Origin of the sequence: Henriciella sp. AS95 (assembly GCF_038900055.1) — a bacterium.
Classification (GTDB): domain Bacteria; phylum Pseudomonadota; class Alphaproteobacteria; order Caulobacterales; family Hyphomonadaceae; genus Henriciella.
In genome coordinates this window covers 3,692,913-3,719,097 of record NZ_JBBMQM010000001.1, presented here as the reverse complement: position 1 = coordinate 3,719,097, position 26,185 = coordinate 3,692,913, and the positions used below count along the sequence as shown (strand labels likewise).

The following is a 26,185-nucleotide window of genomic DNA, read 5'->3' as shown; positions in this document are numbered from 1 at the left end:
GGGAGGACCCTATGAAGTCACTGCAGATTGCAGCCACCGGCATGGCCGCGCAACAATTGCGCGTCGATGTCATCTCGAACAATATTGCCAATATGAGCACCAATGCGTACCGGCCCCGAACGGCCGAGTTCGCAGACCTCATGTACCAGCAATACATGACTCCCGGCACCATCACCTCGCAGACCGGTACGATCGTGCCAGCTGGCGTGCAGATGGGGACGGGGGTGAAACCCGCCTCTGTGTCCATGGAAATCACGCAGGGCGCGCTTCGGCCGACGGGGGCGGAACTCGACCTCGCCATCGACGGGGCTGGTTTCCTCGAAATCACGCTACCCTCTGGCGAGTCCGCCTATACGCGTGACGGTAACCTGAACCGCAGCGCGGACGGCCAGCTTGTCACCAAGGACGGCTTTGAGCTGACAGACGGGATCGTCATTCCTGAAGATGCCCGCAGCGTCTCGATCAGTCCGGACGGCGAAGTCGTTGCCTATTTCGACAGCGAGGCAGCCGGACAGCCGATCGGCAATATCTCTCTCGTTCGCTTCGTGAATGAGAAGGGCCTCGAAGCGATGGGCGACAATTTGTTCCGCGAAACCGAAGCCTCCGGCGCCCCAAACCGGCTTGTCCCGGCGACCGAAGGCGTTGGCCAGCTTCGCCAGGGCCATCTTGAAGAGTCCGGCGTCGACGTGGTTCAGGAAATTTCCGAACTCATCGAAGCCCAGCGCGGCTATGAGCTCAATTCCAAGGTCATCACGGCAGCAGACGAAATGCTCGCCGCGACGACAAGGCTGCGTTGATCATGGCGATGTTCACATCCCTTGTTTCGGGCGCTGTGCTGGCCTTTGCCGGCGCACAGTCCGTGGTCGCAACCGATGTCATCCGGGCCGGCGATGTCGTCATGCCGGAAATGGTGTCCACCGAGGATGGCGGCATGGTTGCCGACAGTCCGGTTATCGGACGCGAAGTCCGCCGCACGGTCTATGCCGGTCAGGAAATTCGCCTCGACAATACGCAGGCGCCGCGCCTTGTGACGCGCAATCAGCTCGTCACCGTAAAGTATATCCGCGGCGGGCTCGAAATCACCACGACAGGCCGCGCCATGAGTGAAGGCGCCCAGAATGACGCTGTGACCGTGCTCAACCTGCAATCACGCAAAATGGTCAATGGGGTCGTCCAGGCCGAAGGATGGGTGCTCGCACAATGAAACCCTTAATCTCAACCTCAATCGCCGCGCTCGGCCTGGCGGCCTGCGCGTCCTCTCCCGGCCAGCAGCAGGCGGCCCAGATGCCGCCGCCGCCGCAACTGGTCTCTGTCGCCAGCGAAGTGCGAACCACTGCGCCGGCCACTGAGACCAACTCGCTGTGGACGACCAATTCGGACTCCCTGCTCAGCATGCGCCGCGCCAAGGCCGTTGGTGACCTGTTGACCGTCATCGTTGAAATGGACGACCGCGCCAGCATGCAGAACTCCCTGCAGCGCAATCGCGGCACCAATGCTGACTTCAACGTAAACGCCCTGTTTGGCCTGCCTGAGTGGGCCAATGGCGTGCTTCCTGGCGGCGCCTCTGTCTCGCCGGGCATTGACTACGCGCGCAACCAGGCGCTGACCGGCAATGGCGCGATCAACCGGGCCGAAAAAGTCACGTTCACGCTCGCCGCCCGCGTCATCGGCCTGGAGCCGAACGGAAACCTGATCATCCAGGGCTATCAGCAGACCCGCGTCAGCAATGAAGTCCGTGTGCTGACGGTTCAGGGCGTGATCCGCTCGCAGGACATCACGCGCACCAACACCGTCACTTACGACAAGATCGCCGATGCGCAGCTGGCTTATGTCAGCTCTGGCGAAGCGACTGCCGCCATCGAGAGCGGCGCCGTCCCGAAGCTTCTTGAAACGATTGTGCCTTTCTAGGAAACGCCATGAACAAGATCATCCCGGCCATCATCGCTGCCCTCTTCATTGTCATTGGAGGGGCTGCAGGATTTTTTCTGAAGAGTTCCGGCTCGGCAGACGCCTCGGCGTCTGCGGCATCGGGCCATGAGGAAAAATCCTCTGGCCACGGAGAGAAAAAGGATGACGGCCACGGCGCCGAAAAGAAGGAAAAGGGCGGTCATGGCGAAGAGGCCAAGGGCGGATCAGGAGACGTCACATATTACCGGTTCACACGCGAATTCGTCGTCCCGATCATCTCCGATGAGCGAGTGGACAGCCTCGTCATCCTGAACCTGAACCTTGAAGTCGATAGTGCGGTTTCGGACAAGCTGTTCTCAATGGAGCCAAAGCTGCGCGACAACATCATGACGACGCTGATCAAGCTGTCCAATGATGGCCATACGCTGCATTCACTGACAGATGTCGAGAATTATGAATCAATCCGTTCACTGATCCTCGCCAACCTTCAGGACGTCATCTCGGACGGCATCAGGAACGTGCTTATTCTGGATATGGCAAAGCAGGATCTTTAGGCCGGTCCAGGCAGCGCGAAGGCGCTATTCGTCGCCCACCTTCTGAACCTTGTCGACGCTTGCCGACAGGTTGGAGGAGGTGCCAACGCGCATCGTTCCGTTCTCATTACCGACATTCGTGACCGTGGTTTTCACCTGCGGCGCAGCGGTGCCGACAAAGTTGGTGCCGGAATAGAGATCGATTCCGAATTCGAAGATCTGGTCTCGTTCGACATCGATGCCGCTCAGCGTTTCGCCGTCCCAGCTATGGGTCTCATCGGACAGGTCGAGTGCTTTGGTCCAGATCGTCTCGCCCGCGGAGTCCTTGATGTTCAGGATGGCGCTGTCGACCCCATCAGGGGGGCTGACCTTGAAATCTACAGGCTCGCCGGAATAGGGCACCCAGGAGGATTCCACGGTGACGGTCTGGCCAATCCACTCGCTCGCAAACATCGCATGGATGTCGCCGATCATGGTCGCCATGCTCTCAAGGCTCTCATTGCCGCGCACTTGCTGTTCGAGTGCGGAGAAGGTCGCAAGCTGTTCCACGAACTGGGTCGAGTCGAGCGGTGATAGCGGGTCCTGATTGCGAAGCTGGGCGGTGAGCAGTTTGAGGAAGTTGTCAAACTCCTCGCCCATTTGCGGCTGCGTGGACGCGGCCGTCTGCTGCTGTGAGGCGGCGTTCGTCTGCGTATTGGTCGCTGGATTGACAGTGCTCATGATTGAGCCTCTCAGAGTTTGAGGTTGATGCCGGACGTTGTGATCACATTGGACCGTCCGCGTTGTTCTACAATTTGCTGCACAACCACGTCGCTTTCAGTCCCTGATGAGCTGGAAAAGGCATGCTGGAAGCCGTCCGGCCAATGCGGATTGCGCTGTGGTGTATTCTGATTGAACGACATGTTGCCGCTGGAGAGGCCATGCTGCTCAAGCGATTGGACGAGTTGCGAATGCATCTGACGGAGCTTCGTCATCGCTTCTGGCGTATCGCCCGTCACCACGACCTGTTGCAGGCCCTGGGAGTCAAACTTGAACTCGATCGACACGCGGCCAAGCTCCGGTGGATCAAGCTGGATCGCTATCTTTTCGGGTCTGTCACTGCCGGTAAGGCGCGAGGTGACGATGTCGGTAATCTCTTCCGGTGCCGCGACCAGCGCGGCGTTGGCCGGTGCCTGGGCAGGATTGGAAAGGGCCGCCGATGTCAGGATTGGCGCGGGCGTATTCGGGGCCGGGGCTGTCTGGATCAGGCTCTGGAATGGAGCGGGCGCGCTTTGAGCATTGCCTGTCGCGGTGTGCGCGGTCTTTTCGAGGCCGGCCAGGGGTTCGCCGTCCCGGGCAACCGCCGCGAACTGGGCCGCATCTGCACCCTTCGCATCCGCGACCTTGCCATCTGCGACCTTGCCATCTGCCACCTTCGCATCTGCGACCTTCGGAGCAGGGCCTTTCGGCGTTTCGACGGCGTCCATGGACTGCGGGGCAGCGGCTTTTATGTCAGTCGCCTCGGCCGTTGCCGCGGCTGTCATGGTGGTGCCCGTGCTCTTTGACTTTGTGTCATCCGCCTGCGCGGCTTTCACGTGCTGCGCGGGGGCGCTCTCAGCAACCACTTTCGCTTCCACGTCAGCGGGCACTTTCGTGTCGGTCTCGGCGACTTCAATAATCTGACGGCCCGGCTTTGCAGGCTCGGTCTGCGCATCGCCAGGCTCGCCAGCCTTGGGCGCCGTGACAAGCGCCGGATCGTTGTCGTCAGAGGCGGTCTTCGGTGTTGCAGCCTCCAGGGCGGAGTCTTCAACTTCGGCTTCGATTGCGGCGATCTCTTCGCTAACAGGAAGAGGCTGGCGCGGCGTTTCATCCGCTGGGGGCGGCGTTTCTGGCGACGCTTCGACCGTCTCTGTTTCAGTGCCCGGTACCGTCTGCCAGTCTACGGTCAGATTGTAAGGCGCGGCAGCCTGGGCGGTGCCCGTCTCTTCCGTTTTGACGTCGTCACTTGAATGTTTCGCGAACGCCCTTGCGCCATCCAGAGCGGTGGCAAACTCGCTGCCATTCTCGGTGCTGATTGCGTCAGGCCGCCCGCGGGGTGTGGGGCGTCCGGCGTCTGCAAGGGTCAGCAAATCGCTGGGAAATGGGGCGGGCATCCTGCCTCCCTATTAGGGCTCTCTTAACCAAACCTGCACCAACACTGGTTAAATGTGATTTAACGGCCACCCGGAAATTCAAGGTGGCGAGCAAACCAAACGATAGGAATCGCGTCGCCATGGGCCCTGTCGATCTGACACTTTCGAATGCCAGCGCGAAGACGCCGGCAACCGGGCCGAGCGCGCCGGCGAAAGAGGACGCGCACGCCGACATCTCAAAGCGGTTCGAGCAGATGCTGTGGGCCGAGATGCTGAGGCACACCGGCCTTGAAGACGCCCTGACCAAATCGGGAGGGCAGGGCACTGAGGCGTTCACACAGTTTGTCATCGAGGCCATCGCCGAGGATATGGCCGAACAGCACCCGCTTGGCCTCAATCCGATTCCCGAAGCGGCCGAGGCCTATGCGCGGCTGGATGCACAAGGAAAGAAATGATGAGCACGCCGGAAACTGCAGGAAACATTCTGAATCATCTCCAGGGCATTCTCGAAGCTGAACATCAGGCCCTGCTCGCCGGACAAGCCGGAACAGCTGCCAGTTTGCTTGAGCAGAAGATGACGGCGATGGGAGAGTTTGAGCAACTGCTTCAGCAACCCGAACTCATACGCGCGCTGCCCAATTATAATGTCCGCATGGAGCGGATCGTTTCACTGGCCAGTGAGAATGCCAGTCACTTCAATGCAGTCCGCAATGGCGTGAACAGCGCCATCTCTCGTTTAGACACCTCGAGCGGCAATTCCTATGTCGGTGCCTATCAGGCAAACGGCGCGAAAACAGCGTTTGCGAATGCGGTCGGGGCCTACGAGAAAAAAGCCTGACACGGTTAACGGATTGTCCATTTGTGTCGGTTAACACTCACCCTCAAGACCAAGATTGGTTCGGGAGTTTTCCCGCTGTCAGGAAGACAAGAAAATTTTGGAAACGTGGGGTCGTCGAGGGGCGATCACCTGACATTAGAGGGGCTGACACATGTCAAGCATTCTTACCAATACAAGTTCAATGGTTGCGCTCGAAACGCTGCGCAACATCAACCGCAATCTCGAAACCGTCCAGTCGGAAATCTCGACCGGTAAAAAGGTTTCTTCCGCCAAGGATAACTCGTCGATCTGGGCCATCTCCACGGTCATGTCGACTGACGTCCAGAGCTTCAAGCAAATCACCGACACGCTGAACAAAGGGTCTTCGGTCGTTGGCGTTGCACGGACTGCTTCCGAGCAGGTCACCGGTCTCCTGCAGGAGATGAAAGAGCTGATCGTTTCGGCTCAGGAAGACCTGAACACCGATGACCGCGCCAAGATCCAGACCGATATCGATGCCAAGCGCACAGCGATCGGCAACATCGTCAGCGCGGCCCAGTTCGGCGGTCAGAACCTGCTGAAGGGTACAGACAGCATCAACGTGCTGGCTTCGCTCGACCGCGCTTCTGATGGTACCGTTTCGGCGACCAACATCTCGGTGTCCCGCAACGACCTTCAGACCAACGCTGCTGCTGACGCGGCTGCCAAGACTGACGGTGAAGCCGGTTACATCTCGACTGACGACACGCCGACCGAAAACGATGTCACCATCGGTTCGGGCGAAGCAGGCTATGTCGCTGTAACAGGCCTTACCTCTGATGTAACGGCCACGGACGGTTCGGCAGTACTGACATTTACGGACGGTGAACTGTCCGTTGGCGATGTCTTTACGCTAGATGTCTCCGGCACGACCTTCAGCGTCGAAGTTACGGATGCGGATACCACGGTCGCCGAGGTTGTCGCCAAGTTGGCCGATGACATCACTGCTTCGCACGGAACCACGCCGCTTACGAACTTCGACAGCGCCGTAGCTGGCACGTCCGGTAGCGACTCCACGCTGACTTTGGCAGCTTCGTCAGGTAATGCCCTTACGGTTGAGAATATCGATACCACGCGTGTCGACTCTGTCATCGAGGACACCGACTCGGTTGAAATTACAGTTGACGGCGGCTCGATCTCGACCGGCGACACCTTCTCGATCACGGTCGGCGGCTCTACCGTTAATTACACCGCGCTTGAAGGCGACACTGCCAACGAAGTTGCAAAAGGCCTGGCAGATGCCATCGGCCTGCTGAACTCTGGCTCAGGCATCACGAACCTGGACGTCGATTACACGGAAGCTTCCGATCCGACGTCTGAAGCTGCCACGATCACCTTCACGGCAGACGGCGGTGACGTCGATTTCGCAACCGCTGGTCTCGTGTCGAACAACGTCGCAGTCGCCGCTGGTGGCCTTGGTGCCCTGGCAGACCTCAGCGTCTCGACCTCGACAGAGGCCACAACGGCTCTGAACACGATCGAAGACCTGCTCTCGACGGCTATCGACGCAGCGACCTCTTTCGGTTCTGCCCAGAAGCAGATCGAAGGCCAGTCCGCATTCGTCCAGTCGCTCATCGACTCGATGACGTCCGGTATCGGCACGATGGTCGACGCCGACATCGAAGCGGCGTCTGCAAAACTGCAAGCACTTCAGGTTCAGCAACAGCTCGGCATCCAGGCGCTCTCGATCGCCAATGGTCAGCCGCAGACACTCCTGGCGCTGTTCCGCTAAGAATGACACCAATCGAGCCGGGCGCTTCGCGCGCCCGGTTCACCTAATTACACTATGTGAGGGTACATGCATAATCTGGCGCGCAAGGCGTATGGCGATGTCACCAGCCGCACGGCAACCGACAAGCAAATCGAATATGCCCTGTTTAGTGAGATCACGAATGCTCTTAAGGATGTGGCGGCACAGGACATGCCGCCTCCGGCTATTTGGGCAGAAGCAATTGATCGCAATCTCCAGCTATGGCTTGCCCTTTCCATCGACCTCCTGAACCCTTCGAACCAGTTCGATCCGCAATTGCGCATCGGACTGATCAATCTCGGCGAGACGGTCCGGCGGATCAGTCACCGCGTGCTCGCAGGCGAAGCTGAGCTCGATGAGCTTATCGACATAAACGAAGCCATCATGGCTGGCCTGTCCGGTGATCCGGGCTCTGGTCTGGCAGGAGTGGCAGCCTGATGTCCGGTCTTATCCTCAAACTCGCCGCTGGCGAACGCGTCGTCGTAAACGGCGCCGTTCTGGAGAATGGCGACAAGCCAGCCAGCCTTCGTGTCGCCGATGCCGACGCACGCGTTCTGCGCTGCCGCGATGCGCTGCGCCCTGAAGATATCGATACGCCCGTCAAGCAGGTCTATTACGCGATCCAGCTTCTGATCACGGGCGACCTGAACGAAGACACCGTCCTTCCGGCGATCTTCAAGGAAATCGACCGGCTGGAAGACGCATTTTCCAGCATCGACACCACCTTGATGGGCCAGCTGCGCGAGATGATGAGCCGCGGCAACCATTACTCCGCGCTCTGCCACCTGAAACACGTTCTTGAGCTGGAAAAAGAGCTTCTGAACCATGCCGGCCTGCGCCATAGCATGCCGCAAGAGGCAAAGGTCGCCTGATCCGATGTTCCAGCCGGCCATACCCCTGCCCGGTTATGGAGGATGGAAACTCCTCCAGTCGACATATGATCGCCAGCTGGAAGGCTTTGCCGATTCCGCGAGCGTAAAGAACGACCGGACCTATCTTACCGAAAAGCTGTCCAAACCGATCAGCCTCGACGATTTCATGTCTGACAAGCGCCTCCTGCGCGTGTCCATGACCGCGTTTGACCTGGGCGGCGAGGAATGGAAAGGCGGGTTCATCCGCAAGGTGCTGACCGAGGCTGTGACGCCGGAGAGCACCTTCCTGAAACGTCTCAACAATGCCGACTACACGCGCTTTTCCGAGACGTTCAAATTCGAAGACGGCACGCTCAGCCTCTCGGCCGACCAGATCGAATCCATCGGCGACAATTACGAAACGGCAGCGTTTCGGGCGGCTGTGGGTGAAGTCGACGACAATATGCGGCTCAGCCTGAACTATCAGTCAAAGATCGTTGATATTGCCGGCTCCGGGGCGAGCGAGAACACAATCCTCTATCGTATCCTCGGCAGTCCGCCGGTCCGACAGGTGATTGAAACCGCCCTCAACCTGCCTTCAGAGATGGGCAAGCTCGACATCGACCGTCAGGCCGAGATCCTGAAGGACAAGTTCCAGAGCGTGCTTGGCATTTCAAGGGCGTCCGATCTCGTCAATATCGACAATGTCGACAAGATGCTGCAGCGCTTTCACGTGATGAACACCGTCAATAGCGGCCCGTCCACGACGACGCCCGGCTATGCGGCGCTGACGCTGCTAGGGGGCGGCTCGGGCCTTGGCGCGATTGGCAGCCAGAACCTCTTCCTCAGCCTGCTCTAGAGCGACAGCTCAGCCCTTCGGCTCGTCCTTGCCGGCTTCCAACAGCCCCGAGAGATGCGAGAACGCATCTTCGATGCCGCCGGCATTCTGCTCCGAGACAAAGCGGTCCAGACGCGGATAGAGCTCAATCGCCCGGTCGCTTTCGAGGTCATGGCCTTTTTCATATAAATTCGCCCGGATCATCGGCGCGACTTCCTCATAGATCGCGACGTTGCGGCGATACTCCGACAGCAGACGGTTTTCTGGTTCGCTGGCGGCGCGGGGAAGTGCGCGTGAGACGCTCTTCAACACGTCGATTGCGGGGTACCGATAACGCTCGGCAATCTCGCGCGAGAGCACGATATGGCCGTCGAGTATGCCGCGGATCATGTCCGCAACCGGCTCTTCCATGTCAGACCCGGCGACCAGCACAGAGAAGATCGCGGTAATATCACCCTGGCTCGTTGCGCCCGGGCCAGACCGCTCGGCGAGCTCTGCGATCGTGCGGACGGTAGAGGGCGGGAAGGCGTGCAGGGCAGGGGTCTCGCCCCCGATCAGGGCGACTTCGCGGTGCGCCTCGGCAAAGCGGGTAATCGAATCAAATAGCAGCAAGACATGGTGGCCCTGATCGCGGAAGTGCTCAGCCGCCGCCATGGCACAATAGGCGGCCCGCTTCTTTGCGCCCGGCGGTTCGCTCGCGGTCGCAGTGACGATGACCGATTTCGCACGCGCGCTTTCGGGCAGGGTATGGGTTGCAAACTCATTCAGTTCGCGAGACCGCTCCCCGATCAGCGCAATCACGATCCGGTCAGCCTCAACACCATTGGCCAGCGCACCGAGAAGGGTCGACTTGCCAACGCCAGAACCGGCAAACAGGCCAAGCCGCTGGCCGTGGCAGATCGGAATCAGCGTGTCGGTCACCATCAGGCCGGTCTTCAGGCGCGGGCCGAGCCCGTTGCGCAGATGGCTGGGCGGCGCCTTGGCGAGCAGCTTTCGCGGGCTCGCGCCGCTGGGCGGGGTCGGTTGTTCGGCGCCGACTATCTCACCGCGATAATTGATAATCTGGCCGATCCAGTGGTCGCCAGGCGTAACGGTGGCTTCTTCATCGATATAAGCGCGGTCCCCGATCCGGATGGCGTCTGAATTGCCAAACAGGAAAGCGGTTACGCGCTCGCCGGAGATGTTCAGGATCTCCCCGCGAACGCCGCCTTCGGGGGTATCGATCAGCACCTCATTGCCGACCCCGGCATGCGAGCTGACGCCGGCGATCGAGACGACGCCCGGGCTCACGTCGGTGACGGTGCCCCAGAGGTGACACAGCCTGTCCGGCAGGGAAGAAGCCAATTGCAACATGTAAACAGAACCCGCGAATCCATTAACCTTTTATTCAACGTACAGGTCCAGTTTTGCCAAAGAGTTAACCAAGGCAGACTGCGTCATGTTCTCGAATATGGATGTCTTCAAGATCTATAGCGCGATGGCCCGCCATGCTGCGGACAATCAGAGTGTGTCGGCCAGAAACCTCGCTCATTCCGATGATCCAGGGTTCAAGGCCAGCGAGCTTGAATCCTTCCAGGACTATCTGGCCCGCATGGCCACAAATCCTTCAGGTAGCGAGGACTTCAAGATCCGCCGCGCCGACACGCCCGCCTCTCCAAATGGCAACACTGTCAGCATCGAGCAGGAGCTTTACCGCTCTGCCGAAGCGATGAGCCAGCATGAGATGGCGCTGACCGTCTACACCAAGTCTCTCGACCTGCTGCGCACAGCGATGGGCAAGAAATAGAAAGGGTGAAGATCCATGAATTCGATTAAGGATACGATGGCGCAGGCGATGCAGGGAATGCGCGTCCAGTCGGAACGCATCGACATCACCTCGCAGAACATCTCCAACGTCGACACGCCGGGCTATCGCCGGAAGATGCTCGTTGTCGATGGCAATAATGAAGCCTTCAAGGCAATGCGCGTGCAGCTCGACCAGACCGAGGGCCAGCGCGAATTCAACCCGTCTCACCCGATGGCAGACGGCGATGGCTATGTGACCATGTCCAATGTCTCCCTGGTCACCGAAATGGCCGACATGCGCGAGGCCAACCGGACCTATGAGGCAAACCTCAATTCATTTCAGCAGGCGCGTACGATGTACAAATCCCTGCTCGACATTCTGCGGCGATAGGGGGCCTGCATGACCAATGTGAACTTCTCGGCCTACTCGGCCCTCAACTCTGTCAAACCGGCCGACCAGGCCAAACAGGCGGCCAAGCCGGATGAGGCTGGCGGCGCTGTCGCCGAAGGCTTCTCGGCTTTCAAGCAGACGCTGCAACAAGCCGAACAGACGGCTATCCAGACGGCCGTCAGCGGCGCGGACCCGCACGCCATGGTCGAGGCGCTCGCCAATGCTGAGCTGGCCCTCGATGCAGCCGTGACGATCCGCGACAAGGTGGTCGAAGCCTATCAGGAACTCCTGCGGATGCCGGTCTAGGGCCGCCGCTCGATGACGGAACTTGCGATCTTCGAAATCCTCCGGGGAGCCTTCTGGACAGCCGTCCTGATGAGCTTGCCTATTCTCGGGGTGACGCTGGTCATCGGCTTCGTCATCGGTCTCCTGCAGGCGCTTACCTCGATCCAGGAACTGACGTTGACCTTCGTGCCCAAGATCATGGCCGTCGTCATCGTTTTCTTTCTCACGCTCGGCTACATGACCTCGGTCGCGCTCAACTTCTTCAACAATTCAGTGATCCCGCTGATATCCGGATAGACGCAGAATGCCGACTTCCAGCCTCTTGAATCTCGCCAAGCCGACGACGCTGCTGGCGATCGGCCTGATGCTGATCATTCTGGTCATGGTGCTGCCGGTTCCGGCCTGGATCATGGACATTGGCCTGACCCTGTCCTTTGCCTTCGCGATCCTGATCTTCACCACCTCGATCTTCATCGAGAAGCCGCTGGATTTCTCATCCTTCCCGAGCGTGCTCCTCGCCTCGCTGATCCTGCGTCTCGCGCTCAACGTCTCATCGACCAAGCTGATCATCTCTGAAGGCCATACCGGCACCCATGCGGCCGGCGGCGTGATCGAGGGCTTCGCCATGTTCATCATGGGCGGAAACCTGTTTGTCGGTCTCGTGGTCTTTGCCGTCCTGGTCATCGTGAACTTCATGGTCATCACCAAGGGCGCGGGCCGCATGGCGGAAGTCGGTGCGCGCTTCGCCCTCGACGCCATGCCCGGCAAGCAGCTAGCCATCGACAGTGACCTCGCCGTCGGCGCGATCAGCCATGAAGAGGCAAAGAAACGTCGCCAGATGGAACAGGAAGAAGCGTCCTTCCTCGGCTCCCTCGATGGTGCATCCAAATTCGTGAAAGGCGATGCGATTGCGGGCCTTCTGATCACGGCGCTGAACCTCATCGCCGGTATCGGTTTCGGCATCGTCGTGCATGGCCTCAGCATCACTGATGCGCTCGCCAACTATTCCATCCTGACTGTCGGCGACGGCCTCGTCTCGCAGATCCCCGCTGTCATCGTATCGGTCTCTGCCGCGCTGCTCCTGGCCAAAGGCAAGGAAGATGGCGCGATCGATGTTACCCTGCTGAAACAGCTTGGTGCCAACGCGTCTGCCCTTGCCATCGTCGCGGGCATCCTTGGCACGTTCGCGCTTTTTCCGGGCCTGCCCTTCATCCCGTTCATGGCGGCCGCTGCCGGTTTCGGTGCCGCGGCCTATTTCATCCGGCAGGCCGACAAGGCCAAGGAAGCCGCAGAAGCCGAGGCGAACGCCTTCGAAGCCCCCGAACCGGTGGTCATTGGCGATTCCATCCATTCCGACGAGATCCACCTTGAAGTTGCGCCAGACCTTGTCGCGCTCGTGCTGCAGGGGTCTGACGGCTTTGAAAGCCGGATCGACAAGATCCGCCGTTACATCGCTGAGGAGTATGGCTTCGTCCTGCCGTCGATCCGCATGACGGACAATCCGACCCTCGCCAAGAATGCCTACCGTATCCGCATCCAGGGCGTGAAGGTGGATGGCGGGACGCTGCGCCCAGGCAATGTGCTGGCGCTGATGGAGGACAAGCAGCTGCCTCACCTCACCGGTGAGCGCGTGAAGGAGCCCGTCTACAAGGCTTCGGCCCGCTGGCTTCCGACAACCAGCAAGCAGGAACTCGCCGCCGCCGGTGTTCCCGCCATCGAAGCGACCGAAGTGCTCGCCACGCATATGCTGGAAGTCATCCAGTCGAATTTCTCGCTAGTCTTCACCCGCCTTGTCATGATGGACACGCTCGACGCGCTGACCCGGATCAGCGACGCTGAGCGGGCCGCCGCAAACAAGCGTTTCCTCGACGAGTACATTCCCGGCAAGGTGACGCCGGAACAGCTCCTCGCCGTGCTGCGTCTGCTGCTGGAAGAGCGCGTCTCGATCCGCAATCTTTTCCTCATCGTCGAGACCATTGGCGAAGCCAAGGCCCAGTCGTCCAACCCGTCCCGCATTGTTGAACTTGTGCGCCAGCGCCTCGGCTTCCAGATCGTGGACCGCCTGCAGGATCAGGAGGGCCGCCTGCCACTGCTCCAGATCTCACCTGTCTGGGAAGAGAAGTTCAGCGCGCATGAAGTCACAAAGGAAGATGGTGGCTCCGACGTCGCGCTTCCGCCCGAAATGTTCGGGGACCTCACCAATTCGGTTCAGACCAAGCTCAATGAATTTGCCCAGAAGGGTGTCACGGCTGCCATCGCGACCTCATCGCGCCGCCGCCGCTTCCTGCAAACCGTCCTCTCCAGCAAGGGCATCCGCAATTCTGTCCTCGCCTATGAGGAAATTGGCTCCAGAAGCAAGCCGTACATCGTCGGCGTGGTGTGATGCCCGCACAGGTCGCCCTGACAGCGGAGCTGACAGGCTGGATCGCGCTGATCATGATCATCATGGCGCGGCTGTCCTTTGTCGTCTTTCTCATGCCGGGGATTGGCGAACAGACCGTTCCCGCGCGCGCCCGGATCGGACTTCTCATCGCCTTTGCGACAGCCCTCGCAGCGGCCGGTGTCATCACGACGCCTGTCATCGAAGGCTTGCCCGGCTTCTTCGTTATCCTCGGCGTAGAGGCGACGATTGGCCTCTTCCTCGGCGTGCTCCTGCGCCTCTCGATCTGGATCCTGTCCATCACGGGAACGCTCATCGCCCAGGTCGTCGGCTTCTCTCAGATGCTGGGCATTGCGCTGGAAACCGAAGCCCAGGCCATCACCGCGAACATCATGGCCATGGCAGGGGCGGCCCTGCTGCTGACCATGGACTATCATATCAGCGTCTTTGTCCGCTTCACCGAGCTCTACAGTGAGATACCGGTCGGACTGATGTCGGGCATCGATCCGATGTTCCTGGTGCGCAGCGCGTTTGGCGGTTTTGCCTTCGGGGTTCTGCTCGCCTGGCCCTTCGTCGCGGTGAACCTGCTCTACAATATCTGCCTCGGCTTCATAAACCGCGCGCTGCCGTCTCTTATGGTGGCGTTTGTCGGTGCCCCCTTCATCGTGGGGGCGGGCATGTTGCTTCTTGCCGTTTCTGTCTCCACAATCCTCATGGTCTGGATGGACCGAATCCCATCCCTGATCGGCTGGCTCTAGCGAAGAGGACGAGACGGCGTGGCTGAAGACCAGAATGGTGGCGGTGAAAAGGAATTCGAGGCCACTGAGCAGCGAAAACGCGAAGCGCGCCGCGAAGGCAATGTCGCCCAGTCAAAAGAGGCCAATTCCTTCGCCCTGATGGCGGGCCTGGTGATCTCCGCCGGCCTGTTCGGAATGATCATCGGCGGCGGTATCTTCAACCAGTTCCAGTCGCTCTTCTACCACGCAGACGGTTACGCCGCTGACATTTTCGAGGGCCAGGCTGACGCGTCCTGGAACTGGCTCGCGGGCGTCCTGGTGTGGACCCTGCCCATCTTTATCGTCCTGTTTGTCATCGTACTCGGGTCGCTGATCCTGCAGGGGGCGATCGCTTTCTCGGCCAAGAAAATCAAGCCGGACATGAAGAAGCTGAATCCGGCCGAGAACCTGAAGAAGAAGTATGGTCCCAAAGGGCTGCTCGACTTCGCTAAGGATACCGCGAAGATGATGTTCGTCGGCTTTCTTGCCGCGGTCTTCCTGCTCTTCTTTGTCGAGCATTATTACGCCAGTAGCGCCGTCCAGCTCTCGCAATTCTTCCAGTACACATTCTCTCAGGTGATGTTGCTCATCCTGATCGTCAGCGCCTTCCAGTTCGTCCTGGCGGCGATTGACCTGCCCATCCAGCGTCAGATGCACGCCAACCAGCTCAAGATGACGCGCGAGGAGGTCAAGAAAGAGGTCAAGCAGTCCGAGGGCGACCCTCACATGAAGCAGTCCCGCCGAGAGAAGGCCTCCAAGATTACCAAAGGCCAGATGATGCAGAATGTGCCCGACGCCACTGTCGTCATGGTCAACCCCGAGCACTATGCGGTTGCCCTCAAATGGGACCCGGATTCCAGCAAGGCACCTGTTTGCGTCGCCAAGGGCGTGGACCATATGGCGGCGCGTATACGCGAGGTCGCGATGGCCAATGACGTGCCGATCTACCGCGATCCGCCATCCACACGATCAATCTACCGCCTGGTGGATATCGATGAAGAAATCCACCCTGAGCACTTTGCCGCCGTCGCCGCTGCCATCAGCTTCGTCGACCGGCTAAAAGAGCACTTGTAAGGGGGGTGGCGATGAAACCGAAAACGGCCCGGACGCTTACCAAACTCGTCGCGCTACGCCGCCAGAATGCCGAGCAGGCGATGGGGCAGGCCAAGATGAGCCTCGATGAAGCGAAGGCGAAACTGGCCGCGCTCGAAGCTGAGCTTCGCGCCGCGCCGGGCGGTACAGAGCAGGACTACGCGGCCCTCAGCCTGTCAGACCGTTTCGGAAACTCTCAACGGATACTGGGGCAGATCGAGGCCCAGAAGTCCGTCGTCGCGACATGCGAGGAAACGCTGGCGATCCGCCGAAACCTGCTGAAGCAGGCCTTCGGGTCGGAGCAAAGCCTGAAAGAGATTGTCGCTACTCGGAAATAGTCTCGTCAGAGATTTCAGACACGCAGACCTTGTTGCGGCCAGTGCGCTTGGCGCGATAGAGCTGGACGTCGGCTTTCTCGATGAATTCAGCGGCGTTCAGTCCGGTTTCGAAGGCGGCGATCCCGAAGGAGGCTGTCATCTGGCCGAGTTTCTCGCGAGACTGGCGCAAGAGCAGGCGTTTCTGGCTGAACTGCTCCCGAATGCCGTCGATCAGCTTCAAGGCGGCCTGCGCCTGCGTCTTCGGCAGGATGATCGCAAACTCCTCTCCGCCATAGCGGGCGACGAGGTCGCGGCCTTTGACGTTCTTGCGCACCAGATGCGCGAACACCTTCAGCACATCGTCTCCGACCGGATGACCAAACGTGTCGTTGACCGTTTTGAAATGGTCGATATCGGCCATGACAAGGCAGAGGCTCTCGCCGGTTTTGGTTGCAGCCTCGATCGATTGTTCGAGATGGTCATCAAATGAGCGGCGATTGGCAATGCCGGTCAGCGAGTCTCGCGTGCTCTGCTTGCGAACATCGTCGAGTTCGGTGCTCAACTGGGCAATCTGTTCCTGGGACTTCGTCAGTCCGTCATGCAGCGCGCGGCTGCGCTCAGCCATCTGCTGGTTCTCTTCTAGCAGCCGGCCGAGAATCTGCTTCAGGCCATCCTGGGTGATCTGATGAGGCAGGTCTGCTCTGATGCTGTTCAGTTTCTTCTCAAAGTCGTCATTGGCGTTCGCGCCGCCAGCAACCAGGTCGACGACATTCGACATTTGGTCGCTGAATTTCTTGCCGATGCGTTCATTGGCGCGCGAGACCGAGTCGTCTTTCAGGTGCGCATTATACAGCTCATCAATCTCATACTTGCTGATGTCGGCATGTCCGCCAATCATTCTGTCGACGGCGTTGACAAGATTTTCGCTGGTGCGGGAAACGTAGGAGTACCAGAACGCATACGTTTCCGGAAAGGGCGGTGTGTTGTGTTCCTCAATCAGGGCAAGCGCCTGCTGTGATATGCGGAATGATTCCTGCGCAGCGTCCGCGCCGCGCCCCGGAATCTCTAGTGGTATCGATTGCTTCACCGCTGCTGACGTCATCGTTGCCAGGCCCCCAAACTTCCAATCGCGCCAAGATGACGGGTGAAGCTGGCTATTTGGTTAAGAATGACGAGAAATCGGGTCCAAAACCGGAATTTTTTGTTACACGTGCATTAAAAAACCTCCGAAGGGTATGACAGCCCTGTTCTGGATGTACGTCACACCATTCGCCGCATGGACAATTGCCCGTAAGCATGGTGAAACCCGCAACCAGAATCAGTGACCTTCAATTCAAGGGATCACCACGACATGGCCAAAGGTCTCGTAACTCTATTTGGTGGCTCAGGCTTCATTGGCCGCTACGCTGCCCGCACACTGGTCGAAGCCGGATGGCGCGTTCGCGTCGCCGTGCGCCGCCCGCACCTTGCCGGTGATGTCCGGCTTGCCGGGCCTCCGGGATGGGTCGATCTTGTCCAGGCCAATATCCGCAACCGCATGTCCGTAGAGCGGGCCATCGATGGCGCAGACGCGGTCGTGAACCTCGTCGGTATTCTCTACGAAAAAGGCAAGCAGAACTTCGAAGCGGCCCAGCGCGAAGGCGCGATCAACGTTGCCGAGGCCGCCGCCGCAGCCGGCGTGAAACGCCTCGTCCAGATTTCGGCCATCGGCGCAGACACTGACTCGCCATCTGACTATGCGCGCACCAAGGCTGAAGCCGAAGACGGTGTTCGCGAGGCATTTCCGGCCGCGGTCATCCTGCGCCCATCCATTGTGTTTGGCCCGGAAGATGACTTCTTCAACAAGTTTGCCAGTATGGCGTCGCATCCGATCTCGACCGTTGCGCCTTTCCTGCCTGCCATTGGCGGCGGCAAGACGAAACTTCAGCCGGTCTATGCGGGTGACGTCGCTGACGCGATCGCAGCGGCCGTGACGCGCGACGATGTCGAAGGCAAGACCTTCGAACTTGGCGGGCCGCGGGTCTACACCTTCAACGAGATCTACAAGATCATCGGCGAAATCACCGATCGCAAGCGCTATGCGCTGCCGCTGCCTTTCTTCATCGCCAAGCCGATGGGCCTCGCCTTCGGTGCCCTCTGGCGCATTCCGTTCCTGCCGCTTCACACGGTTCTCGGCCCGCCGCCGATTACGGGCGATCAGGTCGATATGCTGAAGAGCGACAATGTCGTCGCCGATGACGCTCTGACCCTGAAGGATCTTGGCGTCACGGACAATGAGAGCGTTGAATCCATCGCGCCCTCCTATCTCTGGCGCTATCGCCCCTATGGTGAGTTCCACCAGAAAAGCGAAGCCTGAGGCCGCCCTGCCCACAAATCATCACAATCTGAACCGCTTCCCGCTGGAATTCCTGTCTTAAAGTTCATGAAACAGAGCTTTCCGCAGGCGTAGGGACGCATGAAGCGGAAGGAGCGGCGTGCGGAGGGGGTTGTTTGCCTGCTGCGCGCGTCGTCTTGAGCGCTATGAAAAAAAGCCCGCCGGTGAAGGCGGGCTTTCTCTTCTTGGGGTAAGACAGATCAGATCGTCTCGTCGATCTGCTCGAGGCGCGAGATTTCGGCCTCAGCGTCTGTGCGCAGGCTGGCGAGCAGCTGCTTGGTCTCTGGCGTTACCGTATTCGGCATGGCCTTGTTCAGCTCGTCGAGGATGTAACGCTCGCCGCGCAGGACTTCTTCCATGGCGACTTCGGTGTCATTGTCGATGATCGTGCGCAGGCTGGTGAAACCGCGATGGACCGTGCCGAGGGCCTCGCCATGCTCAGCCGGTTTGCCGCCCATTTCGAGCACGCGGTCCTGAAGCAGGTCACGCTGCATGTTCTTTTCCTTGGCGAGCTCCAGCAGCGCCGGCTTCAGCGATTTCGTATCGTCGGGGATGTCGGCGGCCTGCTTATAAAGCGCAGCTGCGTCGATATAGATGCTGGTCAGCTTGTTGAGCTCGGCAACTTCCTTCTGCACCGTCTCGGACATCTCGACATTGGCTTCAGCAACGGCTTGCTCGGATGGCGTGAGGCCGGCTGACGAGCAGGCAGCGAAGCTGAGCGGGAGGGCGAGGGCAACGCCCGCAAGAAGTGTCTTTTTCATTGTATTATCCTTCCATTCTGGAGTGGTTCCAAAACGGACAGGCGCGCGGGCTTGTTCCGGCGTGAAAATTAAGTTGTGGCCATGTAGGGCATCATCGCGAACAGCAGGATGCCGAGGGCGACGCGGTAGATCACGAAGGGCAGGAAGCTCATCTTCTTCAGCAGCGCCATAAGCCCCCAGATCGAGGCAAGACCCGTGATGAACGCAACGGCCGCCACGACCATCCCATCGGAGAAAGAGAGCAGCGCACCGGAGTCGGGATCGGCCGTCGCAAGGCCATAGGCCCCGTAGAGGCCTGCCGCGGCCAGGATGGGCGCGCCGATCAACATGGAGAACCGCGCCGCTTCGGTGCGCTCATAGCCGAGTGCACGGGCAGCCGTCATGGTGATACCGGAGCGGCTGGTTCCCGGAATAATCGCAGCCACAGCCTGCGTCGCGCCAATCATCAGCGCATGCAGGAAGGTCATGTCTTCTTCCTTGCGCGTGCGCGGCCCCTTCACGTCTGCCCACCAGAGCAGCAGGCCGAAAACAATGGTCGCGCCGGCCACGGTTGGAATACTGCGCAGGGCATTTTGCGCGCTCTCGGGTAGGAAGCCCTCATAGAGCAGCGCTGCGACAAGCGCGATCGGTGTCGCGATGATCACGCAGGCGGCAAGCCGCGCTCCGGGCGAGAGCCGCTGTTTCGTCACCGGCGCGGCCGCCAGTTCAAACCCGCCCACAATCGCGCTCGCCACATCCTTGCGGAAATAGACCAGCATTGCCGCGAGCGTGCCGAGATTGGATACGGCGTTCAGCAGCAGCTCGTCGCGGCCATCCGCGCCAAACGTATCTGACAGGAGCAGCACGTGAGCAGATGATGAAATCGGAAGCCACTCGGTAATGCCCTGGATGGCGGCGATGAGCAGAAGCTGTATAAGGGACATAGGCTGAGTGGGCCTTTAACGAGATTGCTTTTTTCTCTCTGGCATGGATTCTTTAACAATACATCCAGCACAATATGTATTGAAATGATATTCAAGTGGCTTGATTTGGCCGCGGCGTTAAGCTAAAAAGCAAAAATCTGCTAAAAATATATATCATTTCGATATTCAGGGGAGCAATTTTGCTTGCGCCCTTCTGATCAGCGGATAAAACGACACAAAATTGCTCCCTGAGGACCCCTATGGCCAGTCGCATGTTGAAATTTACAGAGCTGGATCGCTCCATGCCGGACAAGCGCGATGCAAAAAAGCGCGCCAAGGATTTTGACGAGATTTATGCCGACTATGCCACCGAGGCTGCTGAAGCGCAGGCCTCTCGCTGCTCACAGTGCGGTGTTCCGTTCTGCCAGCAGGGCTGTCCGCTGACCAACAATATTCCCGACTGGCTGAAGCTTGTGTCGGAGAACCGGCTCGAAGAGGCGTATCAGGTCAGCTCCGCAACCAATAACATGCCCGAAATCTGCGGTCGCATCTGCCCGCAGGATCGCCTCTGCGAAGGCATCTGCACGATCGAACAGTCCGGCCACGGCACGGTGACGATCGGGTCGATTGAACGTTTCATCACCGACAATGCCTGGGAAGAAGGCTGGGTCACGCCAATCAAGCCGCCGAAAGAACGCAAGCAGTCTGCTGGCATCATCGGCGCCGGCCCGGGCGGTCTCGCCGCTGCCGAACAGCTTCGCCGCAAGGGCTACAAGGTCACCGTCTATGATCGCTATGATCGCGGCGGCGGCCTGCTCATCTACGGCATTCCCGGCTTCAAGCTTGAAAAATACATCGTCGAGCGGCGCATCAAGCGCCTGGAAGACAGCGGCGTGAAGTTCAAGTTCAACACCTCGATCGGTGACAAGCTGAAACTGTCAGACCTGCGCGACAAGCATGACACCCTGCTTATCGCTACCGGTGTTTACAAGGCGCGCGATCTGATGGTGCCAGGCTCTGGCCATGAAAGCGTTCACGCCGCCCTGGATTTCCTCACCACGTCGAACCGCAAGGGCCTGGGTGACGAAGTGCCGAGCTTTGATGACGGCACGCACGATGCCAGCGGCAAGAATGTCGTGGTTATCGGCGGCGGGGATACCGCGATGGACTGTGTTCGCACGGCCGTCCGCCAGGGCGCAAAATCGGTGCGCTGCCTTTATCGCCGCGACCGCGCCAACATGCCGGGCTCACAGCGCGAAGTTGCCAATGCGGAGGAAGAAGGCGTGATCTTCGAATGGCTCGCCGCGCCGGAAGCCATTCTCGACACCAAGGCCGGCAAGCTGAAAGCCGTCCGCGCCGCCCGCATGAAACTCGGCGCGCCCGACCCGTCAGGCCGTCAATCGCCGGAAAAGACAGGCGAGACCTTCGACATCAAGGCCGACATGGTGATCAAGGCGCTTGGCTTTGACCCTGAGGACCTGCCGGAACTGTTTGATGAGCGCGCGCTGACCGTCAATCGCTGGGGCGCCATCAAGGTCGATTTCGCGACGCTCGAAACGAGCATTCCGAATGTTTACGCGGCGGGCGACATCGTGCGCGGTGCATCGCTCGTTGTCTGGGCGATCAAGGATGGCCGCGATGCTGCCGAACAGATGCACAAGCGCATGCGCCAGATGGACCGCGACATGGCTGCGGCCAAAGTCGCCGCTGAATAAGTTTTCTCCCGAAGGGATGAGTTAGATGACCGACACGATCGAAAAATACCTCCTCGAGCGCCAGAAGCTGATCGACGCGCATGCCTATGACCCTGAGCATGAGAAGGACGCTTGCGGCGTCGGTCTCGTTGCTGCGCTGGATGGCAAGCCGCGCCGCGAGATCGTCGAGATGGGCATCAAGGCGCTGAAGAATGTCTGGCACCGCGGCGCTGTGGATGCCGACGGCAAGACGGGTGACGGCGCCGGTATCCGCATCGAAGTCCCGCAGGACTTCTTCCGCGAACAGGCCCAGCGCACCGGTCACAATCCGACCGATGACCCGATCTGCGTCGGCCAGATCTTCCTGCCGCGCACCGACCTTGGCGCGCAGGAAGCTGCCCGTGCCATCGTCGAGACCGAAATCCTTCACTTCGGCTTTTATATCTATGGCTGGCGCCAGCCGCCCGTCGACATTTCGGTGATCGGCCAGAAGGCTGCTGATACGCGGCCCGAGATCGAACAGGTCATGTTCCGCGATGCGCGCGAACGCACCGTCGATGAGCTGGAGCGCGCGCTTTACCTCTGCCGCCGCCGCATTGAGCGCAAGGCACGCGAAGCCGGAATCCCAAGCTTCTATATCTGCTCGCTCAGCCACAAATCGCTGATCTACAAGGGCATGTTCCTCGCGCAGGACATCGACAATTTCTATCTCGACCTGAAGGATGAGCGTTTCGTCTCGCCGATCGCGATCTATCACCAGCGCTATTCGACCAACACTTTCCCGCGCTGGGAGCTGGCGCAACCCTTCCGCATGCTTGCCCATAATGGTGAGATCAACACGCTGCGCGGCAACCTCAACTGGATGAAGAGCCACGAGATCAAGATGGTCTCAGGCGCATTTGGCGATGATGTCGAAGACGTCAAACCCGTCGTGCCGAAGGGCCTGTCGGACTCAGGCGCGCTTGATGCTGTCTTCGAAATTCTCTGCAAGGCCGGCCGCACCGCGCCGATGACCAAGGCGCTGCTCATCCCGGAAGCCTGGTCCAAGCGGGCGTCCATCATCCCTGATGAGCATGCAGCCCTCTACGCCTATTGTAACTCCGTGATGGAGCCGTGGGACGGCCCCGCCGCGATCTGTGCCTATGACGGGCGCTGGGCTGTTGCCGGTCTTGACCGCAATGGCCTTCGCCCGCTGCGCTATGCCCTGACCAGTGACGGCGTCCTCGCTGTCGGCTCCGAAACGGGCATGTGCCCGCTCACCGGCCATGATGTTGTCCGCCGCGGCCATGTTCGCGCAGGCGGCATGATTGCAGCCAATCTCGAAGAAGGCCGCTTCTACGAGCATGACGAGATCATCGGCGAGCTCGCCAGCGAGCATCCCTATGACAAGTGGCTGAAAAACGTCAAAGAGCTCGAAACCGACATCATCAAGGGCGAAGAACCGCGCCTGTTCGACAAGGAAAAGCTGCTGCGCCGTCAGACCGTGGCCGGCTTCACGCTGGAGACGACCGAGCTCATCCTCGCGCCAATGGCCGAGGACGGTAAAGAAGCGATCGGCTCCATGGGCGACGACACACCTGTTGCCGTTCTCTCGCGCGAATGCCGCCCGCTGTCGCATTTCTTCCGCCAGAATTTCAGCCAGGTGACCAACCCGCCCGTCGACCCGCTGCGCGAAGACCGCGTGATGTCGCTGAAGACGCGCTTCAAGAACCTCGGCAACATCCTGACGACAGACGAGACCCAGCAGAACGTGTTCGTGCTGGAAAGCCCGTTCCTGTCCACCGGCATGTATCAGCGTCTCATGAAGACGCTCGGGGCTGGCGTCGAACAGATCGATTGTACGTTCAAACTCGACGCCGTGCAGCGTGACGGCTCTGCCCTGAAGGACGCGCTCGCTCGCATCCAGTCTGAAGCTGAAGAGGCCGTTCGCGCCGGGCGTGAACACATCGTCCTGACCGATGAAAACCAGGATCCTGACACCGTCGCGATCCCGATGATCCTCGCCACGGGCGCGGTGCACTCGCACCTCGTCGCGCAAGGGCTGCGCACCTTCTGCTCGCTTACGGTGCGTTCAGCAGAATGCCTCGACACGCACTATTTCGCTGTACTGGTCGGTGTCGGCGCGACCTGCGTCAATGCCTATCTCGCGCAGGAAGCCATTGCCGACCGCCATGATCGCGGCCTGCTCGGCGACCAGCCGCTCAGCCATTATGTCCAGAACTACAAGAAGGCGATCGAGGCGGGGCTGCTCAAGATCATGTCCAAGATGGGCATCTCGGTTATCTCCTCCTATCGCGGCGGCTATAATTTCGAGGCGCTGGGTCTGTCGCGCGCGCTCGTCGCTGACTATTTCCCCGGCATGACAAGCCGCATCTCCGGCATCGGCCTCGCCGGTCTGGAAGACAATGCGGTCGAGCGCCATGAGGCGGCTTTCGATGAGGATGTCATCTCGCTTCCTGTCGGCGGTTTCTATCGCCTGCGCGCGTCGGGTGAGCCGCATGCCCTTGATGGCAACCTCATCCATATGCTGCAGTCGGCCTGCGACCGCGGCGATTATTCGCTCTATGCGAAATACGTCGAGGCGGTAAATTCGCGCCCGCCCATCCAGCTGCGTGACCTCATCGACTTCAAAAGCCAGAAGCAGACACCCATCCCGCTGGAGCAGGTCCAGTCGGTCAATGAAATCCGCAAGCGTTTCGTCACGCCCGGCATGTCGCTCGGCGCGCTCAGCCCCGAAGCCCATGGCACGCTGAACGTCGCCATGAACCGCATCGGCGCAAAGTCGGTGTCCGGCGAGGGCGGCGAAATTCGTGAGCGCTATCGGCCTCTGCCGAATGGCGACAATATGAACTCTGCGGTCAAGCAGGTGGCTTCCGGCCGCTTCGGCGTGACGGCGGAATACCTCAATGAGTGCCGCGAGGTCGAAATCAAGATCGCCCAGGGCGCAAAGCCCGGCGAGGGTGGTCAGCTGCCCGGCTTCAAGGTCACAGAGCTGATCGCCAAGAACCGGCATGCAACGCCCGGCGTGACGCTGATCTCACCGCCGCCGCACCATGACATCTATTCCATCGAAGACCTTGCCCAGCTCATCTATGACCTGAAGCAGATCAACCCTGACTGCCGCGTCTGCGTGAAGCTCGTCGCCCAGTCCGGCGTCGGTACGGTCGCCGCCGGGGTCGCCAAGGCCAAGGCCGACGTGATCCTCATCGCTGGCGGCGTCGGCGGCACGGGTGCAAGCCCTCAGACCTCGATCAAATATGCGGGTCTGCCCTGGGAAATGGGTCTCGCCGAAGCCCATCAGGTCCTCTCGCTCAACAATCTGCGCGACAAGGTCACCCTGCGCACCGATGGGGGCCTGCGCACAGGCCGCGACATCGTTATCGCGGCCATGCTCGGCGCCGAAGAATACGGCATCGGCACGGCCTCGCTCGTGGCCATGGGCTGCATCATGGTGCGCCAGTGCCATTCCAACACCTGCCCGGTCGGCGTCTGTGTGCAGGACGAGGCGCTGCGCAAGAAGTTCACCGGCTCGCCGGAGAAGGTCGTGAACCTCATGTCCTTCCTGGCTGAAGACGTGCGCCACATCCTGGCCAGCCTCGGCCTCTCATCGCTCGATGAGGCGGTCGGCCGCACGGATCTGCTCAGCCAGGTCAGCCGCGGTGCCTCGCATCTCGATGACCTTGACCTCAACCCGCTTCTGGTCCGCGTCGAGACGATGAAGCCTGTCGTCTACCGGCCCACCCATCGCACCGAAGTCGTCGACACGCTCGACGCACAGATCCTGCGCGATGGCGAACCGTTCTTCACGCGCGGCGAGAAGATGCAGCTCGAATATGACGTCCAGAATGTCCAGCGCTCCATCGGGGCGCGGTCGTCCTCTGCCATCGTTCGCAAATTCGGTGAGCGGGCCCTGCCGGAAGGCCGTCTGAATATTCGCCTCACCGGCAGCGCAGGGCAGTCGCTGGGGGCCTTCTCGGTCCAGGGGCTGTTGCTCGACGTGCATGGCGACGCCAATGACTATGTCGGCAAGGGCCTGTCTGGCGCGACGATCCAGCTGCGCCCGAAACGCAATTCGCAGCTTGAGGCGTCCGAGAACACCATTATCGGCAATACCTGCCTCTATGGCGCGACCAGCGGTCGGCTCTATGCGGCGGGCCAGGCGGGCGTGCGTTTCGCGGTCAGAAACTCCGGCGCCGAAGCCGTGGTTGAAGGCTGCGGCGCGAATGGCTGCGAGTACATGACCGGGGGCCGCGTCGCGATCCTCGGGGCGGTTGGCGACAATTTCGGCGCTGGCATGACCGGCGGCATGGCCTGGATCTGGGATCCGGACAAGAAATTCGACCGCGTTGCAAACCCGGACTCGATCGACTGGTACCCACTCACCGACATGCCGGAAGAGCATGTGGAGTCCTATCGCGTGATCCTCGAAATGCATGCCGAACGCACCGGCTCCAAGCGCGCGACGAAGCTGCTCGACAATTGGGACCAGACCCTGTCTGAAACCTGGTTGGTGGTGCCCAAGGAAGTGGCAAGCAGCATTCTCGGCAAGTCACCTGTTGCAAAGGCCGGATAAACCCTAAG

At 60.1% G+C, this 26,185-nt stretch carries 27 protein-coding genes; 21 read left to right on the top strand and 6 right to left on the bottom strand.

Annotation, left to right across the window (positions count from 1 at the left end; translation table 11 throughout):
• Positions 1-11 precede the first annotated feature (11 nt).
• The 4 genes from flgG to WNY37_RS17995 are packed head-to-tail and all read left to right on the top strand — an operon-like array spanning position 12 to position 2,462.
• Positions 12-797, top strand: coding sequence for a flagellar basal-body rod protein FlgG (gene flgG / locus WNY37_RS18010; protein WP_342974790.1), 786 nt, complete (start codon positions 12-14; stop codon positions 795-797).
• A gap of 2 nt (positions 798-799) precedes the next feature.
• Positions 800-1,204 (top strand): flagellar basal body P-ring formation chaperone FlgA, encoded by a 405-nt coding sequence (gene flgA / locus WNY37_RS18005; RefSeq protein ID WP_342974789.1) that lies wholly within the window; start codon positions 800-802, stop codon positions 1,202-1,204.
• The gene (locus WNY37_RS18000) at positions 1,201-1,908 is read left to right on the top strand and encodes a flagellar basal body L-ring protein FlgH (RefSeq protein WP_342974788.1); all 708 of its coding nucleotides are present in this window, start codon (positions 1,201-1,203) and stop codon (positions 1,906-1,908) included. Before flgA ends, WNY37_RS18000 begins: the two co-directional genes overlap by 4 nt.
• Positions 1,909-1,916: 8 nt before the next feature.
• Positions 1,917-2,462: a flagellar basal body-associated FliL family protein gene (locus tag WNY37_RS17995; RefSeq protein WP_342974787.1), complete on the top strand. Its 546-nt coding sequence runs from the start codon at positions 1,917-1,919 to the stop codon at positions 2,460-2,462.
• A 24-nt stretch (positions 2,463-2,486) separates the two neighbouring features.
• On the opposite strand, the gene WNY37_RS17990 is transcribed toward WNY37_RS17995, so the two are convergent.
• Positions 2,487-3,161: a flagellar hook capping FlgD N-terminal domain-containing protein gene (locus WNY37_RS17990; RefSeq protein ID WP_342974786.1), complete on the bottom strand. Its 675-nt coding sequence runs from the start codon at positions 3,159-3,161 to the stop codon at positions 2,487-2,489.
• 11 nt (positions 3,162-3,172) lie between these two features.
• Entirely contained in the window at positions 3,173-4,573 is a 1,401-nt protein-coding gene (locus WNY37_RS17985; protein ID WP_342974785.1) for a flagellar hook-length control protein FliK, read from the bottom strand.
• A gap of 119 nt (positions 4,574-4,692) precedes the next feature.
• Between WNY37_RS17985 and WNY37_RS17980 the strand changes: the two genes are divergently transcribed.
• From WNY37_RS17980 to WNY37_RS17955, 6 genes are all read left to right on the top strand, one after another.
• Positions 4,693-5,007, top strand: coding sequence for a hypothetical protein (locus WNY37_RS17980; protein ID WP_342974784.1), 315 nt, complete (start codon positions 4,693-4,695; stop codon positions 5,005-5,007).
• On the top strand, positions 5,007-5,390 hold the full coding sequence (locus WNY37_RS17975) for a hypothetical protein (protein WP_342974783.1): 384 nt from the start codon (positions 5,007-5,009) through the stop codon (positions 5,388-5,390). Before WNY37_RS17980 ends, WNY37_RS17975 begins: the two co-directional genes overlap by 1 nt.
• 151 nt (positions 5,391-5,541) lie before the next feature.
• Positions 5,542-7,140, top strand: coding sequence for a flagellin (locus WNY37_RS17970; protein ID WP_342974782.1), 1,599 nt, complete (start codon positions 5,542-5,544; stop codon positions 7,138-7,140).
• Positions 7,141-7,206: 66 nt separating this feature from the next.
• Positions 7,207-7,596, top strand: a complete 390-nt coding sequence (gene flaF, locus WNY37_RS17965) for a flagellar biosynthesis regulator FlaF (RefSeq protein WP_342974781.1) — start codon at positions 7,207-7,209, stop codon at positions 7,594-7,596.
• Positions 7,596-8,030, top strand: a complete 435-nt coding sequence (locus WNY37_RS17960) for a flagellar biosynthesis repressor FlbT (protein ID WP_342974780.1) — start codon at positions 7,596-7,598, stop codon at positions 8,028-8,030. The genes flaF and WNY37_RS17960 overlap by 1 nt, the downstream gene beginning before the upstream one ends.
• 4 nt (positions 8,031-8,034) lie before the next feature.
• Positions 8,035-8,868: a DUF1217 domain-containing protein gene (locus tag WNY37_RS17955; RefSeq protein WP_342974779.1), complete on the top strand. Its 834-nt coding sequence runs from the start codon at positions 8,035-8,037 to the stop codon at positions 8,866-8,868.
• A 9-nt stretch (positions 8,869-8,877) separates the two neighbouring features.
• Here the strand turns inward: WNY37_RS17955 and WNY37_RS17950 are convergent, their stop codons facing one another.
• Complete coding sequence (locus WNY37_RS17950) at positions 8,878-10,200, bottom strand: FliI/YscN family ATPase (RefSeq protein WP_342974778.1); 1,323 nt, start codon at positions 10,198-10,200, stop codon at positions 8,878-8,880.
• A gap of 85 nt (positions 10,201-10,285) precedes the next feature.
• On the opposite strand from WNY37_RS17950, the gene WNY37_RS17945 reads away from it, so the two are divergent.
• Genes WNY37_RS17945 through WNY37_RS17910 form a run of 8 tightly spaced genes read left to right on the top strand, consistent with a single transcriptional unit; the run spans position 10,286 to position 15,894 of the window.
• Positions 10,286-10,633, top strand: a complete 348-nt coding sequence (locus tag WNY37_RS17945; protein WP_342974777.1) for a flagellar biosynthesis protein FlgB — start codon at positions 10,286-10,288, stop codon at positions 10,631-10,633.
• 15 nt (positions 10,634-10,648) lie between these two features.
• Positions 10,649-11,023, top strand: a complete 375-nt coding sequence (locus tag WNY37_RS17940) for a flagellar basal body rod C-terminal domain-containing protein (RefSeq protein ID WP_342974776.1) — start codon at positions 10,649-10,651, stop codon at positions 11,021-11,023.
• Between the two features lie 9 nt (positions 11,024-11,032).
• Complete coding sequence (locus WNY37_RS17935; RefSeq protein ID WP_342974775.1) at positions 11,033-11,329, top strand: flagellar hook-basal body complex protein FliE; 297 nt, start codon at positions 11,033-11,035, stop codon at positions 11,327-11,329.
• 12 nt (positions 11,330-11,341) lie between these two features.
• Positions 11,342-11,605 (top strand): flagellar biosynthetic protein FliQ, encoded by a 264-nt coding sequence (locus tag WNY37_RS17930; RefSeq protein WP_342974774.1) that lies wholly within the window; start codon positions 11,342-11,344, stop codon positions 11,603-11,605.
• 7 nt (positions 11,606-11,612) lie between these two features.
• Complete coding sequence (locus WNY37_RS17925; RefSeq protein ID WP_342974773.1) at positions 11,613-13,691, top strand: flagellar biosynthesis protein FlhA; 2,079 nt, start codon at positions 11,613-11,615, stop codon at positions 13,689-13,691.
• The gene (locus WNY37_RS17920; RefSeq protein ID WP_342974772.1) at positions 13,691-14,446 is read left to right on the top strand and encodes a flagellar biosynthetic protein FliR; all 756 of its coding nucleotides are present in this window, start codon (positions 13,691-13,693) and stop codon (positions 14,444-14,446) included. Before WNY37_RS17925 ends, WNY37_RS17920 begins: the two co-directional genes overlap by 1 nt.
• An 18-nt stretch (positions 14,447-14,464) precedes the next feature.
• Positions 14,465-15,538: a flagellar type III secretion system protein FlhB gene (locus tag WNY37_RS17915; RefSeq protein ID WP_342974771.1), complete on the top strand. Its 1,074-nt coding sequence runs from the start codon at positions 14,465-14,467 to the stop codon at positions 15,536-15,538.
• Positions 15,539-15,549: 11 nt separating this feature from the next.
• Complete coding sequence (locus WNY37_RS17910; protein WP_342974770.1) at positions 15,550-15,894, top strand: hypothetical protein; 345 nt, start codon at positions 15,550-15,552, stop codon at positions 15,892-15,894.
• Here the strand turns inward: WNY37_RS17910 and WNY37_RS17905 are convergent.
• On the bottom strand, positions 15,881-16,975 hold the full coding sequence (locus tag WNY37_RS17905; RefSeq protein ID WP_342974769.1) for a GGDEF domain-containing protein: 1,095 nt from the start codon (positions 16,973-16,975) through the stop codon (positions 15,881-15,883). The two genes, WNY37_RS17910 and WNY37_RS17905, sit on opposite strands and share 14 nt — an antisense overlap.
• Before the next feature lie 249 nt (positions 16,976-17,224).
• Between WNY37_RS17905 and WNY37_RS17900 the strand changes: the two genes are divergently transcribed.
• Entirely contained in the window at positions 17,225-18,229 is a 1,005-nt protein-coding gene (locus WNY37_RS17900; protein ID WP_342974768.1) for a complex I NDUFA9 subunit family protein, read from the top strand.
• Between the two features lie 218 nt (positions 18,230-18,447).
• Here WNY37_RS17900 and WNY37_RS17895 read toward each other — a convergent pair whose 3' ends face one another.
• Positions 18,448-19,008: a PA2169 family four-helix-bundle protein gene (locus WNY37_RS17895; protein WP_342974767.1), complete on the bottom strand. Its 561-nt coding sequence runs from the start codon at positions 19,006-19,008 to the stop codon at positions 18,448-18,450.
• Between the two features lie 68 nt (positions 19,009-19,076).
• Positions 19,077-19,931: an undecaprenyl-diphosphate phosphatase gene (locus WNY37_RS17890; RefSeq protein WP_342974766.1), complete on the bottom strand. Its 855-nt coding sequence runs from the start codon at positions 19,929-19,931 to the stop codon at positions 19,077-19,079.
• A gap of 239 nt (positions 19,932-20,170) precedes the next feature.
• Here WNY37_RS17890 and WNY37_RS17885 point away from each other — a divergent pair, with 239 nt between their 5' ends.
• Both WNY37_RS17885 and gltB read left to right on the top strand, forming a co-directional pair.
• Positions 20,171-21,625 (top strand): NAD(P)-dependent oxidoreductase, encoded by a 1,455-nt coding sequence (locus tag WNY37_RS17885; protein ID WP_342974765.1) that lies wholly within the window; start codon positions 20,171-20,173, stop codon positions 21,623-21,625.
• A gap of 25 nt (positions 21,626-21,650) precedes the next feature.
• Positions 21,651-26,177, top strand: coding sequence for a glutamate synthase large subunit (gltB, locus tag WNY37_RS17880; RefSeq protein WP_342974764.1), 4,527 nt, complete (start codon positions 21,651-21,653; stop codon positions 26,175-26,177).
• Positions 26,178-26,185: the final 8 nt, after the last annotated feature.

What these genes read in the sequence shown, in the direction of transcription:
- flgG (WP_342974790.1), top strand. Translation starts at nt 12, where the DNA reads ATGAAGTCACTGCAGATTGCAGCCACCGGCATGGCCGCGCAACAATTG.
- flgA (WP_342974789.1), top strand. Translation starts at nt 800, where the DNA reads ATGGCGATGTTCACATCCCTTGTTTCGGGCGCTGTGCTGGCCTTTGCC.
- WNY37_RS18000 (WP_342974788.1), top strand. Translation starts at nt 1,201, where the DNA reads ATGAAACCCTTAATCTCAACCTCAATCGCCGCGCTCGGCCTGGCGGCC.
- WNY37_RS17995 (WP_342974787.1), top strand. Translation starts at nt 1,917, where the DNA reads ATGAACAAGATCATCCCGGCCATCATCGCTGCCCTCTTCATTGTCATT.
- WNY37_RS17990 (WP_342974786.1), bottom strand. Translation starts at nt 3,161, where the DNA reads ATGAGCACTGTCAATCCAGCGACCAATACGCAGACGAACGCCGCCTCA.
- WNY37_RS17985 (WP_342974785.1), bottom strand. Translation starts at nt 4,573, where the DNA reads ATGCCCGCCCCATTTCCCAGCGATTTGCTGACCCTTGCAGACGCCGGA.
- WNY37_RS17980 (WP_342974784.1), top strand. Translation starts at nt 4,693, where the DNA reads ATGGGCCCTGTCGATCTGACACTTTCGAATGCCAGCGCGAAGACGCCG.
- WNY37_RS17975 (WP_342974783.1), top strand. Translation starts at nt 5,007, where the DNA reads ATGAGCACGCCGGAAACTGCAGGAAACATTCTGAATCATCTCCAGGGC.
- WNY37_RS17970 (WP_342974782.1), top strand. Translation starts at nt 5,542, where the DNA reads ATGTCAAGCATTCTTACCAATACAAGTTCAATGGTTGCGCTCGAAACG.
- flaF (WP_342974781.1), top strand. Translation starts at nt 7,207, where the DNA reads ATGCATAATCTGGCGCGCAAGGCGTATGGCGATGTCACCAGCCGCACG.
- WNY37_RS17960 (WP_342974780.1), top strand. Translation starts at nt 7,596, where the DNA reads ATGTCCGGTCTTATCCTCAAACTCGCCGCTGGCGAACGCGTCGTCGTA.
- WNY37_RS17955 (WP_342974779.1), top strand. Translation starts at nt 8,035, where the DNA reads ATGTTCCAGCCGGCCATACCCCTGCCCGGTTATGGAGGATGGAAACTC.
- WNY37_RS17950 (WP_342974778.1), bottom strand. Translation starts at nt 10,200, where the DNA reads ATGTTGCAATTGGCTTCTTCCCTGCCGGACAGGCTGTGTCACCTCTGG.
- WNY37_RS17945 (WP_342974777.1), top strand. Translation starts at nt 10,286, where the DNA reads ATGTTCTCGAATATGGATGTCTTCAAGATCTATAGCGCGATGGCCCGC.
- WNY37_RS17940 (WP_342974776.1), top strand. Translation starts at nt 10,649, where the DNA reads ATGAATTCGATTAAGGATACGATGGCGCAGGCGATGCAGGGAATGCGC.
- WNY37_RS17935 (WP_342974775.1), top strand. Translation starts at nt 11,033, where the DNA reads ATGACCAATGTGAACTTCTCGGCCTACTCGGCCCTCAACTCTGTCAAA.
- WNY37_RS17930 (WP_342974774.1), top strand. Translation starts at nt 11,342, where the DNA reads ATGACGGAACTTGCGATCTTCGAAATCCTCCGGGGAGCCTTCTGGACA.
- WNY37_RS17925 (WP_342974773.1), top strand. Translation starts at nt 11,613, where the DNA reads ATGCCGACTTCCAGCCTCTTGAATCTCGCCAAGCCGACGACGCTGCTG.
- WNY37_RS17920 (WP_342974772.1), top strand. Translation starts at nt 13,691, where the DNA reads ATGCCCGCACAGGTCGCCCTGACAGCGGAGCTGACAGGCTGGATCGCG.
- WNY37_RS17910 (WP_342974770.1), top strand. Translation starts at nt 15,550, where the DNA reads ATGAAACCGAAAACGGCCCGGACGCTTACCAAACTCGTCGCGCTACGC.
- WNY37_RS17905 (WP_342974769.1), bottom strand. Translation starts at nt 16,975, where the DNA reads ATGACGTCAGCAGCGGTGAAGCAATCGATACCACTAGAGATTCCGGGG.
- WNY37_RS17900 (WP_342974768.1), top strand. Translation starts at nt 17,225, where the DNA reads ATGGCCAAAGGTCTCGTAACTCTATTTGGTGGCTCAGGCTTCATTGGC.
- WNY37_RS17895 (WP_342974767.1), bottom strand. Translation starts at nt 19,008, where the DNA reads ATGAAAAAGACACTTCTTGCGGGCGTTGCCCTCGCCCTCCCGCTCAGC.
- WNY37_RS17890 (WP_342974766.1), bottom strand. Translation starts at nt 19,931, where the DNA reads ATGTCCCTTATACAGCTTCTGCTCATCGCCGCCATCCAGGGCATTACC.
- WNY37_RS17885 (WP_342974765.1), top strand. Translation starts at nt 20,171, where the DNA reads ATGGCCAGTCGCATGTTGAAATTTACAGAGCTGGATCGCTCCATGCCG.
- gltB (WP_342974764.1), top strand. Translation starts at nt 21,651, where the DNA reads ATGACCGACACGATCGAAAAATACCTCCTCGAGCGCCAGAAGCTGATC.